We start from the raw sequence: 14882 nt of genomic DNA, 5'->3' as shown, positions 1-14882 counted from the left end.
GCCCCGGTTCCCGTCCCGGCCGCGCCCGCGCGAGGACCGCCGACGTCGGTCCGACGACGGCTGCTGCTCAGGGGGCCCAGGAGTCACGAGGCACCATTGTCGCCGACGGGGCGCGGGGGGCGCACCGGGAATCCCGGCTCGGGGGCCCGACGGCGGGCCGTCCTACCCTCGTGCCGTGACCCGCACCGCCGTTCGCACCGCCCTGCGCCCAGCCGCCGTCGTGCTCCTCCTCGTCGGTGTTGCCGCCTGCGGGGGTACCCCGGCGGAGGCGCCGGTGGACCCCGCCCCCACGGCGACCCGGCCCGAGCCGACGCAGGAGCCCAGTCCCACCGCCCCCGCGCTCACCGACGCGGAGTCCGAGCAGCTCGCCGCGGCCTTCGCCGAGCTCGAGGAGCGGTACGACGCCCGGCTCGGCCTCCACGCGGTCGACACGGGCACGGGACTGGAGATCAGCCACCGCCCCGAGGAGCGCTTCGCCTACGCCTCGACCCACAAGGCCCTCACTGCGGGGGCGGTTCTGGCCGAGGTCGGTGTGGACGGGCTCGAGGAGGTCATCACCTATGGCCAGGGCGACCTGGTCAGCTGGTCCCCGGTCACCGAGCTGCACGTCGACGCGGGCCTGAGCGTGGGCGAGCTCGCCGAGGCCGCCGTCCAGGAGAGTGACAACACGGCCGCGAACCTCCTCCTCGAGGTGCTCGGCGGCCCCCAGGGTCTCGACGACGGCCTGACGGCCCTCGGTGACACCACCACCGAGGTGGTCCGCACCGAGCCTGACCTCAACGAGGCCACCCCGGGGGACACCCGGGACACGAGCACCCCCCGCGCCCTGGCCGAGAGCCTGCGGGCCTACGCCGTCGACGACGCCCTGCCTGCCGCCGAGCGCGACGTGCTGGTCGAGTGGCTGCGAGGCAGCGTCACGGGTGACGAGCTCATCCGCGCCGGGGCTCCCGAGGGCTGGGTGGTCGGCAGCAAGTCCGGGGCCGCCGGGTACGGCACGCGCAACGACCTCGCCGTCGTGCACCCGCCCGACGACGGCGCTCCCGTGGTCATCGCGGTGCTCTCGTCCCGCGACGCGGCCGGCGCGGGCTACGACGACGCGCTGGTCGCCGAAGCGGCCGCGGTGGCGTTCGAGGCGCTCAGCGCGGCTCAGGAGTAGCGCCGCTCGGCGGGGACGACACGGGTGTGCAGCGATGCAAAGGAGCGCTGAGCCGCAGGCTCGGGCCTCGCCTGGCGTCGGGCGCGGTGTGGGCCGCTGGGTGCTGCAGTCAGAACCAAGGCTGCGCTCCTCCACCGGGCGATCGTTCGCCCGATGGACTTGACCGGGCCTCCATGATGCCTCGCGGCCGCACTGGATCGGCGAGCCGAGCTCCTCTCTCGGGCACGGAAGGTTCAGGACACGGCATGATCGGTCGATGGACGAGACGCGGCCGGCACCACCACCTGCCTCCTTGGGTGAGGTGTTGCGCCGAGCGTTGGGTCGCGGGGTCCTCAGCGGAGCCCTGCTGGGAACCGTGGCCGCCGCTGGCCTCCATATCGCCGGGGACGAGGTGCCGGGACTGCTGCCGTTCTCCTTGGTCGGCGGTCTTGTGATCGGGGCCGTGATCGGGCTGCTTGCGGCAGCGGCGGCAGCAGGGGTGCTCGTGCTCGGCTATCGCCGGGTCGGCAGCCGAGTGCTCGCGGGATCGGCCGCGGGCGCCGCCGCGGCGGTCAGCGGGGCACTGTGGTGGTTCGCCGGGCTGGGACGGGCAGGTGGCCAAGACCTCGGGACGCCCACCACGTTGATCGTCCTTGTTGTGAGCCTGGTGCTCGCGTCCTGGCACGTCCAACGCCTGCGGGCCAAGCCCTTCCCGGCGTGACTGGGCAGCCCAGCAGGCCAGCGCCGGCGGCCGAAGGCGGCATCCGGGACATCGGCGCAAGCGCGGACGGAGCGCCAAAGGTCGCGCGCGACCCGTGATGGATCGCCGTGATCGTCGCGGTCAGGGCCTGGTCGGCCACTTGACGTGCGCTCGGGGCCCGGTGCAGCGCGCCATAGAGCCCTGAACGCGAGATCCCCAGCACCCGGCAGGTCAGCGCGACGGGCACCCCGTCGGCCGCCAGCTCCTGGACCAGCCGGGCGGTCATTTTGGGGCACGTTCTCCCGGGCGAAGTAGGCGCTGGCGCGCTTGAGGATCTCGTTCTCCATCTCCAGCGCCCGCGTCCGGCGCCGCAGCTCGACCAGCTCCTTGCGCTCCTCGCTGGTCAGCCCCTCCCGGCGGCCGGCCTCGACGTCGTCCTGGGCCATCCACCGGCGCAGGCACGACTCACTGATCCCCAGCTCGGCCGCGATCTTCGCGACCGGCTGCTGACCCGAACGGGCCAGGTCCACTGCTCGACGCCGAAACTCCGGCGGCTTGGCTGCAGGCATCTCAGACTCCCCTCCGAGACGATCATCGCCTCAGATCGAGTGCCCGGAGAAGCGGGTCAGGCTCCCCAACTCACGGGTGCGGCGGAGGGCGATCGCAGACGATTCCACGAGGTCAGCGGCCTCGCCGGCCGCCTGCCGTAGACGTAGTGCGGTGCGGAACTGCTCAGCGGCCTCGGCGTAGCGCTCTTGCTCGAACAGGCACTTGCCCCAGTGCTGACGGACCACGGCTTCGCGGGATGTGTCCACGGCCAGTGTTAAGGCTTCGGCGTGGAGTTCGGCTGCGCGTCCCCAGGCTCGCTGCCACGATCGGGTGTGGGCGACCAGCAGCAGCGGGCGAATGCGCTCATGCCTTGGGACCGCCGCACTGGCGGCTAGGAGCGCCTCTCCCTCGGAGGCGGACTGCTCCAGGTGCCCCAACAGGCGCAGCAGCCAGACCCGATCGGCGGACGTCGCGGTGCGCAGCTGCCCCTCGATCAGCGCCCGGTCGGTGACCACTTCGCGCAAAGTTCCAGGGTCTATGCGCCACCCATGTCCACCAGTCACGGAGCCATGCTGGCAGCCCGAAGCGCAGGTCCCCGCGAGGCGCTCACTGCGCCCCGCGCCGCCGCTGGATGATCACGACCGTCATGGCCGTGTCCGCCCACGACGTGTGCTGCTCGCCGGGCTCCCACGTCACGGCCCAGCCCGCCGAGACCCGGTGCTCCACGTCGTCGTCGGCCGCGACCCGCCCCTCACCGGAGACGACGTAGAAGACCTGCTCTTGGCCCGCGGGGTGCTTGGGCAGGCTGGCCCCCGGCTGCAGGACGGCGAGATCGACGCGCACGTGCTGGGGCGAGGTTCCGGGGGAGAGCAGGCTCATGGCCACACCTGGGGCGCCGTCGAGGTCAATGAGGGCCAGCTGGGCCAGGCGCATGGTGACAGCGTAGGTGTGCGGCGGGTGGGGCCGTCCGTTGCCCGTCCGGCGGGCTTCTCCTACCGTCGACGATGGGCTCACGACGACTCCTCGCGGCCGCTCCCCTCGTTGCTGTCGTCCTCGCCGCGTGCGCAGCGCCGGATCCCACGGTGGACCTGGCGATCGAGGCCGCCGAGGACCTGCGGACCGGGGGCCACGGTGAACCGCTGGTCGAACCACGTCTCGGCCGTGGTTCGGAGATGATCGAGTTCGCCCCGGAGGGCGCCTGGGGCGCGCAGGTCCGGTGCCTGGACGCCGAGATGACCATCGCGTTCTCGATCGACGGCGACGAGGTGGTCGAGCAGCAGGACTGCAGCGAGGGGATGCTCGGCTTCGGCCGCGAGGCCCCGGTCGGGGAGACGGTGCGCCTCGCGGTGCAGACCGAGGCGCAGGGCACCTGGGTCCTGCAGGTCACGCAGGGCTGAGGGCTGGCGGCTAGCGGTCGCTGCTGCCGACGTCCCCATGCCCCTGGGGTGACGTCGCGCGGTCGACTGCCCGGTCCGCGCGTGGCGCCCACAGGCGTTCTCGGACGGCGTTCAGCCCCATGGCGATGAAACCTCCCGCGAGCATCGCGGTCCATGGTTCCTCGGCGGTGACGCCCAGCATCTGCGGCCTGAGCGACAGCAGCAGGAAGAGCCCTGCGAGCACACCGTGGAACACGATCAGGGTCATCGACCCCGGTGAGCTGCGTCGGCGCACCACGCTGTCGATCGTGAGCGCCACCACGGCGGTGCAACCGGCAAGAAGAATGGCCATGACTGCCCCCTCTGACGTCGAACTCGCAACGCTAGGTCAAGGCACCTGGGTCCTGCAGGTCACGCAGGGCTGAGCCGGCGGCTATCCTCGCCAGGCGCTGCCGCCGGTGGGCGCGGTGCCAGGGCAGGAGGCCACGCGTGGGGCTGGGAGCCGAGTACCGCCGCCTCTGGTGCGGCAACGCGTCGTCGAACCTGGCCGACGGGATCACCTTCATCGCCCTGCCGCTGCTCGCGGCCACGCTGACCGATGACCCGCTGGCGATCTCCGGCCTGGCGATCGCCTACTCGGCCCCGCGGGTCCTCACGGTCCTGGGCATCGGGGTGCTGGTCGACCGGGTCGACCGCCGACGCCTGCTTCACCTCGCGAACTTCTCGCGTGCGGCGATGTTCGCGCTGCTGAGCGTGCTCGTGGTCGCCGAGGCCGCACCGCTGGTGGCGCTCTACGTCGTCTACGCAGCGATGGGGGTGCTCGAGTCGGTCTCGGACGGGGCCGCCGTCGCCGTCCTGCCGCAAGCGGTCCCCGCGCACCGGCTGGATCGGGCGAACGCGCAGATCGCCGGGACGCAGACGGTCGTCGACGAGTTCGTCGGGCCTCCGCTCGGGGGCTTCCTCTTCGCGATGGCTGCCTTCGCGCCGTCGGCCGTGACCGCGGGCGCGTTCCTGGCTGCCGGCTTCGCCTACTGGAGGCTGCGGGGCACCTACGTGGTGCCCCTCGACGAGGGTCCGGCCCGGCCCGGGGGTGTGGTCGCGGCGATCCGCGAGGGCGCGACGTGGACGGCCCACCACCACGTCGTGCGGCTCCTCGTGGTCGTCGGCGGCCTGGCGAGCGTGGCGTACATGATCCCCTTCTCCTACCTCGTGCTCTGGGCTCGCGAGGAGCTGGGGTTGAGCGCGACCGGGTATGGGCTGCTGCTGTCGTTCTCGGCCCTGGGTGGCCTGCTGGGCAGCGTGGTCGCCTCACGCCTGCGCCGACTGCTCGGGTACGGCGGGGCGATCGTGGCCGCGCTGACCCTGGGGGCGGCGTCCTTCGTGGTGATCTCCCTGACGACGAACCTCGCGGTCGTCGCGGTGGCCCTCCCCCTCTACATCGCCCATGCCGTGATGTGGAACGTCCTGGCGACCTCGGTCCGCCAGCGGGCGACACCCGCCGCGATGATGGGGCGGGTCGGCGCGCTCAGCCGCCTCGTCGGTCTGCTCGGGCTCACCGCCGGGGCCGCCGTCGGCGGGGTGCTCGCCAGCGTGCTGGGCTTGCGTGCCCCGTTCGCCGTGGCCGGAGGGCTGTTTCTCCTCGCGGCGGTGCTGTGCCTCGGGCAGCTCGGCAGGTTCCGCGCGTGGGAGGACGGGCACACCCGAGAAAACCCCTAGCCGTGCCGTCTCGCCCCACCTACGGTCGACCCCATGTGGATCTGACCTGCCCCGAGTCCCGTCCCGACTCCCGTGCGCAGGTGTCCCATGCCCCGATCCCTCCCGTCCCCCACGTCCGTCGGCCAGCACAGCGTCGGTCAGCCGACGCCGACGCCGACCACCGGCCCCGTCCTCCGGGCCGAGGGCATCAGCGTCTCTTTCGCCGACCGTCCCGTCCTGACCGACCTGAGCGTCGCCGTCGACCCCGGCCACCGCGTCGGGCTGGTCGGTGAGAACGGCTCGGGCAAGTCGACCCTGCTCCGCGTCCTCGCGGGGGACCTCGAGCCCGACGTCGGTGAGGTGCACCGCCCACCGGACCTCGGCTGGCTGCGCCAGGAGGTCCCGCTCACCACCCGGACCACCGTCGCGAACCTGCTCGACGAAGCCCTCACCCAGGTCCGCGCCCTGGTCGGCGCGGTCGAGCGGGCCGGCCTCGCGCTCGCAGACCCCACGGCCGACGACGCCGCGACCCACGCCTACGACCTCGCCCTGCGCCGTGCCGAGCTCGCCGACGCGTGGGACGTCGACCATCGCCTCGAACTCCTTCTCGAGGGGCTCGGCGTCGCGGACCTCGCGCGGGACCGTCGCCTGCTCGAGCTCTCGGGCGGCGAGCGCACCCGCGTCTCCCTCGCGGCCCTCCTGGTCCGCCGTCCGGGGGCGCTGCTGCTCGACGAGCCCACCAACCACCTGGACGACGGCGCCGCGGAGTTCCTCGCCGCTCAGATCCGCGCCCTGCCCGGTGCCGTGCTCCTGGCCAGCCACGACCGGGTGCTCCTCGACGAGGTGTGCACCAGCGTCCTGGACCTGGACCCCACACCTGGTGGCCCGGTGCTGACCCGCGGCAGCTACGGCGACCACCGGCGTGAGCAGCAGGTGCGCCGCGAGCAGTGGGAGCGGCGGCACGCCGCCGAGCAGGAGGAGCTGGCCGACCTGCGCCGCGCGGTCCCCGGCGTCGCGCGTCGGGTGGCCCCTGGTCGTGGCCCGACCGACGGCGACAAGATGCAGTTCGACTTCAAGGCGGGCCGCGTGCAGCACCAGCTCTCGCGTCGGGTGCGCAACGCCCAGCGCCGGCTCGACGAGCTCGAGGCCGACCAGGTTCGCAAGCCCCCACCGCGCCTGACCTTCCGGACCCCGACGGACGGCGCCCCCAGCCCTGACACCGTCGGCGAGCTGGTCGTCTGGCTGCGAGACGTCGTTGTCCCCGGCCGGCTGGTGGCGCCGCGGCTCGAGGTCGCTGCGGGGCAACCACTGCTCGTCACGGGGCCCAACGGCTCAGGGAAGTCGACCCTCCTGGCGGTGCTCGCGGGGGACCTCGAACCGGCGCAGGGCACGGTGCAGCGCCGTCGTGGGGTCGAGGTCGCGCTGCTCGAGCAGGACGTCCACCTCGCGGCCGAGGAGCGGACCCCGCGCGAGCTCTACGCCCTGGCCACGGCCGGGCTGCCTGACGCCCCGCGCCTGGTCGAGCTCGGGCTGATCCCGCCCCGCGACGTCGACCGCCCGGTCGGGACCCTCAGCGTCGGGCAACGACGGCGCGTGGTCCTCGCGATGGTCGTGGCGCGGCGCCCGGGGCTGCTGCTGCTCGACGAGCCGACCAACCACATCTCCCTTGCCCTGGCCGACGAGCTCCAGGACGCCCTGCAGACCTCACCCGGCGCGGTGGTGGTCGCGAGCCACGACCGGTGGCTGCGACGGCGGTGGGTCGGCGAGGAGGTCGTGGTCCGGGAGGGGTGGCTCTAGTCAGTCCGCGGGTCCGCCGGGCACGCGGCCGGGTCGGCGAGGGCAGGGTCGGCAGCGCACGCCGTCGGCGCAGGGTCGGCGGGGTCGGCCCCGCACGCCTCGTCGGCTCCCTCGTTGGTGACGGCGAGGCGACGGTCCGGGTCGAGCTTGGTGAGCACGGTGTAGGCGAGGTCGGCCAGACGCCCGACCCCCTCCTCGTCGAGGCCGTCGAGGACCGTCCGTCGCACGGCGTCCTCGTACACCGGGCGGCCGTCCCGGTAGGCGCGGCTGCCGGCTTCGGTCAGGACGGCGTTGGTCGCGCGCCCGTCCGCCTCGCAGGCCATCCGGGCGACGAGCCCCTTGCGTTCGAGCCCGGTCACCACGCGCGAGAGCCGCGGGAGGGTCGCATTGGTGCGTGAGGCGAGAGCACTGAGGCGCAGCCTGCCCATGTCGGCCTCGTGCAGGGCTTCGAGCAGCGTGAACTCGAAGGAGGTCAGACCGGTCGCGGCCAGCTGCCGGTCCAGGGCCGTGGGCAGGAGCTCGAGCAGGGCGTGCAGGCGTGCGACCGCCACGCGCTCGTCGTGCCGGAGCTCTGCCACGCCCCCACCTTACGAGGTAGTTGCAGGTACAACCACCGATGTATGGTTGCGTGTACAACTAAGTCGGTCCGCATGGCCACCCGCTTCCTCTGGCTGGCCCCACCTCATCCATCGAGGAGCCCTGCATGACCCACGCCGTCGACGAGCGCGTCCTTCACCCCGAGACCTCCATGAGTGCCGTGACGCTGCGGGTCGGCGACCTGGAGGGCATGTCCGACTACTACGCGCGGGCCTTCGCCCTGGAGCCCCTCGCCGAGGACGCCCGGCACCGCGAGGTGCACCGGGTGCTCGGCCGCGGCACCACGCCGCTGGTGCGCCTGATCCACACCCCTGACCTGCCGGGAGTGGACCCGCGCCAGCCGGGCCTCTTCCACACCGCGTTCCTCCTCGAGGACCCGGCCAGCCTCGCGGCGACCGTCTACCGGGCCGCGCAGGACCCGCGCAGCCGCTTCGTCGGCTCGAGCGACCACCTGGTCAGCGAAGCCTTCTACTTCACCGACCCCGAGGGCAACGGCGTCGAGCTCTACGCCGACCGCGACCGCAGCCAGTGGGTCCGGCGCGGCGGGCAGATCGCGATTGACACGCGCTACCTCGACCCTCAGCAGTACCTGGACCGGCACCTCAGCCAGGACGCCCTCGACGCCGGGCCCGCGGCGGCCGGGCGCGTGGGTCACGTGCACCTGCAGGTCGGCGACATCGAGACGGCGCGGGCCTTCTACGTCGACGCGCTCGGCTTCGAGGCCACGCAGACCGACTACCCGGGGGCGCTGTTCGCCTCAGCAGGGGGCTACCACCACCACATCGCGATGAACACGTGGAACAGCGGTGGGTCCGGCCCCCGTGCCGCGAGCCTCGGGCTCGGGGACGTCGCGGTCACCGTCCCAGACCCCCAGGAGCTCGTGGTCCTCGCGGAGCGGCTGCGCGCCCGGTCGATCCCCTTCAGTGCCGACGGGCGGAGCGTGGGCGTCGTCGACCCGTGGGGAACGCAGGTCACCGTCGCGCTACCCGACCTGTCCACCGAGGAGCTGGTGGGTCGGTGAGCGGCGCCCTGCGTGACGTCCGGTCACCCGGTGGGCTCGAGGGCCCCGGGCCGGTCCTGCTCCTGCTGCACGGGTACGGGTCGCACGAGAACGACCTGACCCCGCTCGTCCCGGAGCTCGGCCTCGACCTGCCCTGGGCCTCCTTGCGTGCGCCGATCGGCCTGCCTGGTGGGGGCGCGGCCTGGGTCCCGATCACGACCCCCGGCCGCCCCGAGCCAGGACTCGTCATCGAGGCGACCGAGGCGATCTGGTCCTGGGTCGACGCCAACCTCGACCCGGCGACGCCCGTGGTCCCTGTCGGCTTCTCCCAGGGCGGGCTCATGGCCACCCAGCTGCTGCGCACCCGGTCCGACCGGGTGCTGGCCCCGGTGGTGCTCGGCGGCTTCGTGCTGGACGCACCCCAGCCCGCCGACGAGGAGCTGGCCCGCCTCCGGCCCGCGGCCTTCTGGGGGCGCGGCGCGGAGGACCAGGTCATCGCCGCGCACGCGGTTGAGCGCACCGAGAGGTGGCTGCCGCAGCACACCACGCTGACCGCCCACGTGTACCCGGGGCTGGCCCACGGGATCAACGCGGCCGAGGTCGACCACGTCCGAGAGTTCGTGGAGAATTTCGGAGGGGCGCGTCATGGGGTACAGCACTAGACCAGCAGGTTGCGAGGGCATGGTGACTGAGGAGCTTGGTGGGTCCCGCAGTTGGTCGATCCAGCGGCTGGCATCACGTGATCCAGGCCGTGGCCCCGTCGACCTGGACGTGCCTGATGAGCACGAGCGCTGGCAGATGTACCACGACGCCATCAAGAGCGGCGACCATGAACTGGTCCTTGCCGTTGTTGCCGGCGAGCCCGTCCAAGCCCTCGTTCGTGCTGTCGTGTGGGAGGTGGTCGAGGTTCCGGAGCTACGACCGCGGGCCTTGAATCTCTTGCCGGAAGGGCCTGATCGTGAGGATGTTCTGCGACACATCGGCGATCTTGAGATGCGCGCCCAGATGAGGTCAGGCGATTGCCTCTCGTCGGTCCCGGTCTCGGACATGAGCATCTTTCTTCAGCGGGCATGTGCCGTCGAGAGCGAGTGCGAAGAGCTTCTGCAGAGGCTTGCTGACTCCGGGACTCGTCGGGTGCGCCACGAGGCCCGATGGCGACTCTCAGCGGTCGACCCGCAGGGCTCTCGGTGAGCGGAGGAAGGCCATCGCGGAGCCGTCCGTCTACCCGAGGCCGTCGTACGGTCTCCGAGTCGTGGAACACAACAGCTTCAAGGACTTGGGTGGGGTGGTAGCCCTTGCGCATGCCAGGGATGAGACGTCAGAGAAGTACCGGAAGAGACACGGGAGCCGCCCCGCCTGAGCATGTGTCGTCCTGGTTCGAGCGGTTGCACTTCGAGCCGGAGCTGGTGGTGTCGGCCTCGGCGCAGCATCTGCTCTATCGCGATCGAGACCGAATGTGCCTGCACGCGTCGGATGTGTCGCGACTCGACCCCGAGGTGGTCGCGCAGGTCAACGCGGACGGGAACGCCATCATCTCCGTGGAGGCCGAAGTCAGCTTCCGGGGGGTCGAGCAGCTGAGGGGGCAGTCCTTGTGGGTCTCGGGGGACCTGCGTGCCGACCGGAGACGCGAAAGCCGTGACCTCGCAAGGCCTCCGTCACGGGGGGAAGAACTCTTCGGGCGACGGGCCCGCCAGGGTGCTGCGTCTACTCAGGCCTCGGCTCGTTGTGCATGTCCTGCCATACGGCATCGATCGCGTTGACCAACTCACGGTGCCACGTCTCGATGAGGGACATTATGTGCGCATCCCGGGCTTCGGGAGGTGCCGACGACTGTGCAAGAGCCTGACGCAGGGCCCGGGTGCAGAGCCTTGGGTCCCTGAGGGTCAAAGCACCCCAAGCTGCACAGTATGAATGTGCTGCAGGACTCATTGAAGTGCAGATACCTGGCGGATCAATATTGCGATACCCCAGGAGGTGTTCGATGAAATCGAGGCGAGTTCTCGGCGCCTCGAGGTAGGACAGAAGGGGACCGGCGACGCCGGCGACAAGCGACGGGTCTAGATCCTTCTCTGTGGTTGGTGGTTGCAGGTATCGGCCCGACAGGTTGCCGCTGATCCCTAGGTAGGGAAATTCGGGAAGGGTGTACTTCTCAAAACCTGCCCACTGGACATAGAATCCCACCTCTAGTGTTCGCTCCTCCGGAGGTAAGAAGCGCTGGGCAAGGAAGACAGTGTGACGGTGCAAGAAGTCCTTCTTGAAGCACTCCGTTCCGCGACGCTGATAGCCCGCCGGCTGAAGGACCTCTCGGTGGAGTGCTGCAGCGGACTTCGTGATGGTCCACCGGCTCGGGGAGCTGCCTTGCGTCGTGGTCACTCCGGAAGTATGCCCACGGCGTGGTCCCTCCGGAAGCGTGCCCGAGGCCCGGTCGCCCGCGACGCAGTGCACCTACAGGTCTGGGTTGGCTCCGAGCCTGCGTGTGTCATGCACGGCATCGGCGCCGCTTCGCCCACAGGGATGCTTGCGCGACTGCTTCAGTGATCCGGAATCTGGGGAGGAGCGCCCCAACCTGGGGGTGCGGTGGAGTGGGGCGCGGCCTTCTCCTGATCGGAATTGGCCCACCCTGGGCGATATGGTGTTCCGATGAGAGTGCGGGTGCACACCGTCGAGCAGAACAAGGTTGAACAGCACAAGTACGTCGTCGCCGAGCCGTCCCGACCTCCGAGAGGCGATGATCTGGACCTGCTTCTGAGTCGCGACGTGACCGGGATTGCGGTCGCGAGCGACCACGTCGCTGCTTGGCTGGAGTTTGCGCGAGAAGCGATCCCCTTGCGCTTCCTGGAGGTCTTTGGCCGTTCGTCATGGAGTTTGCCGGCGGGTGCAGGCGACAACCTCGAGGTGCTGCACTCCCTCGCCCCGTACAAGGGGAGGCTTCCCATCGCTTCGATGTTCGGGTTGCGGTCGCTGGTGGTTCGAGCGGCGAGTTCGCTGGAAGGCGGCCTCGCGCAGCTACCGAGTCTGTCCGAGCTTGTGCTCGGGAGTTTTGCTGACGAGAACCTGGCGATACTCGAGGGGTGTCACAACCTTGAGGTCGTCAAGCTCACGGGGCGGGGGCAGGTCGTCCAAGCGGGTCCGGGGTCGCTCCCTGCCTCCCTGGACTACTTCGCGCTGCATGGGGCGTACTTGGGAAGCCTCGAGGCCTTCGTGGAGACGCCCGCCCTGCGCACGCTCATCGTCGATGTCCCGGCCCCGCGCCGCGCGCGTCCGGTGCTTGACCTGCGAGACCTGCGCCACTGCCGTGAGCTGGACTGGATCGAGCTGTGGCGCGCCGCGCGGCTGCGTGGGGTCGACGTGGTCGCCGGTCTCCCGCGACTCGAGAACCTGGTCGTGCAGTCCGGGAACTACGAGCCGACGGACGTCGAGGGGCTGCCGATCACGGTCACGCCTGCCACACGGAGGCATCCCGTCGAAGGTGTCTGACGCTCGGTTCAGACTGCGCACCACCACGTGAGGGGGTCGCCCTGGCGCCCGGCGGCAAGGCCCCGCCCCCTCCCCCGGGAACGCCCCGCCCCTCCCACCCGTTGGGCCCGGGGAGCGCCCCCGTCGCGGGGGTGGCACGATCAGAGCGGGCGAGGCGCGGCCCGGAGCGCTTCACGAGAGGGGTGTGGTGTGAAGGGCAACGCGACGTCGGTGCACCGCAATGCGGCACTGCTGTCCTTGGCGACCACGATGGCGGACCGGGTGACCACCTCGGCCGACATCGATCGTCGGCTGGCCCCCGTCCTCGAGCGGCTGCGGATGCCGGAGGGTCTGCTGCAGCGGATCGCCGGGGTCCACGAGCGCCGGAACTGGGCCGAGGGGCAGACCTTCGACGCCGCCGCGGTCTCCGCCGGGGAGAAGGCCCTCGCCGAGGCGGGGATCGACCGCAGCGACGTGGGCATGGTCATCAACACGTCGGTGACCCGCAAGCACCTCGAGCCCTCGGTCGCCGTCCGGCTGCACCACGGGCTGGGCATGCCGCCGTCGGCCGTGAACTTCGACCTGGCCAACGCCTGCCTCGGGTTCGTCAACGGGATGACCCTGGCCTCCCAGCTCATCGACGCCGGGCAGATCCGCTACGCCGTGGTGATCAACGGTGAGGACGCCGACGAGATCCAGCACGCGACGATCGACCGGCTCAACGGCCCGGGCGTGACCCGCAAGGACTTCATGCGCGAGTTCCCCACGCTGACCCTCGGCTCGGGGGCGGTGGCCGCGGTGATCGGCCCGGCCGACGCGCACCCTGCGGGCCACCGCATCCTCGGCGGGGTCACGCGCGCCGCCACTCAGTTCAACGAGCTGTGCGTGGGCAGCGTCAACGGGATGTTCACCGACGCCAAGGCCTTGCTCAAGGGCGGGCTCGAGCTCGTCATGTCCGCCTGGAAGGAGGCCAAGGAGGACTGGAGCTGGTCCGCGATGGACCGCTACATCCTTCACCAGGTCTCCGACGTGCACACCGACGCGATCATCAAGGCCGCCAAGCTCGACCGCACCCGCGTGCCGCTCACCTACCCGATGTACGGCAACGTCGGCCCCGCGTCGATCCCGATGACCCTCGCGCAGGAGGCCACCACCCTCGAGCCCGGCAACCGCGTGCTCCTCATGGGTGTGGGCTCGGGCATCAACACGGCCATGATGGAGATCGCCTGGTGACCACCCCCCTGCCGAGCGCAGTCGGCTCGACAGCCCCGGCCTCCCTGCCCCCCGCGGGGCTCGACGGCCTCGACCCGACCTTCTCCCGCCTCGTCACGGCCGGAGGCCCGGGCCGCACCTGGCACCTGCTGGACAACGCCGACCACCTCGCCCGCCTCGGCGTCGAGCCCGTCGGCACCCTGCTGTGCGTGCACGGCAACCCCACCTGGTCCTACCTGTGGCGCCGCCTGATCACCGCCGCGACCGCCCAGGCCGCGGCCGACGGCGTGGCGTGGCGCGTGATCGCGGTCGACCAGCTCGAGATGGGGTACTCCGAGCGCACCGGTCAGCTGCGTGGCCTGCCCCGGCGCGTCGCCGACCTCGACGACCTGACCACGGCCCTGGGCGTGACCGGCCCGGTGGTCACCGTGGGCCACGACTGGGGCGGGGTCATCAGCCTCGGCTGGGCAGTCGACCACCCCGACCAGCTCGCCGGGGTGGTGCTGCTGAACACCGCCGTCCACCAGCCCGAGCACCTGCGCATCCCCGCCCCGCTGCGCCTGGCCCTGCGGCCCGCCGTCCTGGGACGGGCCACCGTCGCTACCCCCGCCTTCCTCGAGACCACCCTCGCCCTGGCCCGCCCGCGCCTCACCGCCGCGGCCAAGGAGGGCTACCGCGCCCCGTACCGCGAGGCCGCACGGCGCGGGGGCATCGGCGGCTTCGTCGCGGACATCCCCGTGGACGCCGCCCACCCCAGCACCGCCGAGCTCGACCGGATCGCGACCGGCGTGAGCGGGCTGCAGGTGCCCGCGCTGATGCTCTGGGGGCCGAGCGACCCGGTGTTCGGCGACCAGTACCTCGAGGACCTCGTCGGCCGGCTGCCCCACGCCGACGTGCACCGCTTCGAGGGAGCCAGTCACCTCGTCGCGGAGGACGTCGACTACGCCGGCGCCGCCCTGACCTGGCTGGGAGACCTGCCGACCGCGGGGTCGGACGGCGCAGGGCCCGAGGTCGCCCCCGCCTCCACACGCCCTGCCCAGCCCGCATACCTCCCGCTGTGGCACCAGCTCGACGAGCAGCGCGACAGCACCGAGACCGCCCTGGTCGAGATGGCCCCGCCCGGGGGCGACTCCCCGCGCGTGGTCACGTGGTCCCTGCTGGCGCGCCGGGTCCGCGAGCTCGCCGCGGGGCTGACCGCTGCCGGCGTCCGCCCCGGGGATCGGGTCTCCCTGCTCGTGCCCCCCGGGGCCGACCTCACCGCCGTCCTGTACGCCTGCCTGCGCATCGGTGCCGTGGTCGTCGTGGCCGACGCCGGGCTGGGCGTGTGCGGCCTGACCCGCGCGGTCCGCGGCGCGAAAGTCGGAC

The 14882-nt window shown here is 71.8% G+C and carries 15 protein-coding genes and 1 pseudogene; 11 read left to right on the top strand and 5 right to left on the bottom strand.

Annotated elements, in window-relative coordinates:
• The first annotated feature begins 175 nt into the window (after nucleotides 1–175).
• Together bla and L0B03_RS05650 are read left to right on the top strand one after the other, a co-directional pair.
• Nucleotides 176–1156: a class A beta-lactamase gene (bla, locus tag L0B03_RS05655; protein WP_250444662.1), complete on the top strand. Its 981-nt coding sequence runs from the start codon at nucleotides 176–178 to the stop codon at nucleotides 1154–1156.
• A gap of 256 nt (nucleotides 1157–1412) precedes the next feature.
• The gene (locus tag L0B03_RS05650; RefSeq protein ID WP_250444659.1) at nucleotides 1413–1856 is read left to right on the top strand and encodes a hypothetical protein; all 444 of its coding nucleotides are present in this window, start codon (nucleotides 1413–1415) and stop codon (nucleotides 1854–1856) included.
• Nucleotides 1857–2185: 329 nt separating this feature from the next.
• Here L0B03_RS05650 and L0B03_RS19695 read toward each other — a convergent pair.
• The 3 genes and pseudogenes from L0B03_RS19695 to L0B03_RS05640 all read right to left on the bottom strand — a co-directional run.
• Nucleotides 2186–2404, bottom strand: a pseudogene (locus L0B03_RS19695) (transposase); the annotation flags it as partial.
• Nucleotides 2405–2434: 30 nt separating this feature from the next.
• Entirely contained in the window at nucleotides 2435–2908 is a 474-nt protein-coding gene (locus tag L0B03_RS05645; RefSeq protein ID WP_250444657.1) for a hypothetical protein, read from the bottom strand.
• 82 nt (nucleotides 2909–2990) lie between these two features.
• Complete coding sequence (locus tag L0B03_RS05640) at nucleotides 2991–3317, bottom strand: cupin domain-containing protein (RefSeq protein ID WP_250444656.1); 327 nt, start codon at nucleotides 3315–3317, stop codon at nucleotides 2991–2993.
• Nucleotides 3318–3388: 71 nt separating this feature from the next.
• Here L0B03_RS05640 and L0B03_RS05635 point away from each other — a divergent pair, with 71 nt between their 5' ends.
• Nucleotides 3389–3781 (top strand): hypothetical protein, encoded by a 393-nt coding sequence (locus L0B03_RS05635; protein ID WP_250444654.1) that lies wholly within the window; start codon nucleotides 3389–3391, stop codon nucleotides 3779–3781.
• Nucleotides 3782–3791: 10 nt separating this feature from the next.
• Here the strand turns inward: L0B03_RS05635 and L0B03_RS05630 are convergent, their stop codons facing one another.
• A complete protein-coding gene (locus tag L0B03_RS05630) occupies nucleotides 3792–4112 on the bottom strand; it encodes a hypothetical protein (RefSeq protein WP_250444653.1) in 321 nt (106 codons plus the stop codon).
• 137 nt (nucleotides 4113–4249) lie between these two features.
• Here L0B03_RS05630 and L0B03_RS05625 point away from each other — a divergent pair, with 137 nt between their 5' ends.
• Nucleotides 4250–5476, top strand: coding sequence for an MFS transporter (locus L0B03_RS05625; protein ID WP_250444652.1), 1227 nt, complete (start codon nucleotides 4250–4252; stop codon nucleotides 5474–5476).
• A gap of 87 nt (nucleotides 5477–5563) precedes the next feature.
• Nucleotides 5564–7252 carry an ABC-F family ATP-binding cassette domain-containing protein gene (locus L0B03_RS05620; protein WP_250444651.1) on the top strand — a complete coding sequence of 563 codons (1689 nt, stop codon included), beginning with the start codon at nucleotides 5564–5566 and terminating at the stop codon, nucleotides 7250–7252.
• On the opposite strand, the gene L0B03_RS05615 is transcribed toward L0B03_RS05620, so the two are convergent.
• On the bottom strand, nucleotides 7249–7830 hold the full coding sequence (locus tag L0B03_RS05615; RefSeq protein WP_250444650.1) for a MarR family transcriptional regulator: 582 nt from the start codon (nucleotides 7828–7830) through the stop codon (nucleotides 7249–7251). The two genes, L0B03_RS05620 and L0B03_RS05615, sit on opposite strands and share 4 nt — an antisense overlap.
• 125 nt (nucleotides 7831–7955) lie before the next feature.
• On the opposite strand from L0B03_RS05615, the gene L0B03_RS05610 reads away from it, so the two are divergent.
• The 6 genes from L0B03_RS05610 to L0B03_RS05585 all read left to right on the top strand — a co-directional run.
• A complete protein-coding gene (locus tag L0B03_RS05610) occupies nucleotides 7956–8870 on the top strand; it encodes a VOC family protein (RefSeq protein WP_250444649.1) in 915 nt (304 codons plus the stop codon).
• On the top strand, nucleotides 8867–9511 hold the full coding sequence (locus tag L0B03_RS05605; protein WP_250444648.1) for an alpha/beta hydrolase: 645 nt from the start codon (nucleotides 8867–8869) through the stop codon (nucleotides 9509–9511). Before L0B03_RS05610 ends, L0B03_RS05605 begins: the two co-directional genes overlap by 4 nt.
• 19 nt (nucleotides 9512–9530) lie before the next feature.
• Nucleotides 9531–10040, top strand: coding sequence for a hypothetical protein (locus L0B03_RS05600; RefSeq protein ID WP_250444647.1), 510 nt, complete (start codon nucleotides 9531–9533; stop codon nucleotides 10038–10040).
• 1449 nt (nucleotides 10041–11489) lie between these two features.
• Nucleotides 11490–12326, top strand: coding sequence for a hypothetical protein (locus L0B03_RS05595; RefSeq protein WP_250444646.1), 837 nt, complete (start codon nucleotides 11490–11492; stop codon nucleotides 12324–12326).
• Nucleotides 12327–12515: 189 nt separating this feature from the next.
• Nucleotides 12516–13538: a 3-oxoacyl-ACP synthase III gene (locus L0B03_RS05590; RefSeq protein WP_250444645.1), complete on the top strand. Its 1023-nt coding sequence runs from the start codon at nucleotides 12516–12518 to the stop codon at nucleotides 13536–13538.
• Nucleotides 13535–14882 (top strand): alpha/beta hydrolase (locus tag L0B03_RS05585; RefSeq protein WP_250444644.1); only part of this gene is annotated, 1348 nt, incomplete at its 3' end. The genes L0B03_RS05590 and L0B03_RS05585, both read left to right, overlap by 4 nt.

The sequence above is a fragment of the Actinotalea sp. C106 genome, from assembly GCF_023630195.1.
Lineage (GTDB): Bacteria > Actinomycetota > Actinomycetes > Actinomycetales > Cellulomonadaceae > Actinotalea.
This window is presented reverse-complemented; position numbering and strand designations above follow the sequence as displayed.

Coding starts and splice junctions, on each gene's coding strand:
- L0B03_RS05650 (WP_250444659.1), top strand. CDS start 1,413: ATGGACGAGACGCGGCCGGCACCACCACCTGCCTCCTTGGGTGAGGTG.
- L0B03_RS05640 (WP_250444656.1), bottom strand. CDS start 3,317: ATGCGCCTGGCCCAGCTGGCCCTCATTGACCTCGACGGCGCCCCAGGT.
- L0B03_RS05635 (WP_250444654.1), top strand. CDS start 3,389: ATGGGCTCACGACGACTCCTCGCGGCCGCTCCCCTCGTTGCTGTCGTC.
- L0B03_RS05630 (WP_250444653.1), bottom strand. CDS start 4,112: ATGGCCATTCTTCTTGCCGGTTGCACCGCCGTGGTGGCGCTCACGATC.
- L0B03_RS05620 (WP_250444651.1), top strand. CDS start 5,564: ATGCCCCGATCCCTCCCGTCCCCCACGTCCGTCGGCCAGCACAGCGTC.
- L0B03_RS05610 (WP_250444649.1), top strand. CDS start 7,956: ATGACCCACGCCGTCGACGAGCGCGTCCTTCACCCCGAGACCTCCATG.
- L0B03_RS05600 (WP_250444647.1), top strand. CDS start 9,531: ATGGTGACTGAGGAGCTTGGTGGGTCCCGCAGTTGGTCGATCCAGCGG.
- L0B03_RS05595 (WP_250444646.1), top strand. CDS start 11,490: ATGAGAGTGCGGGTGCACACCGTCGAGCAGAACAAGGTTGAACAGCAC.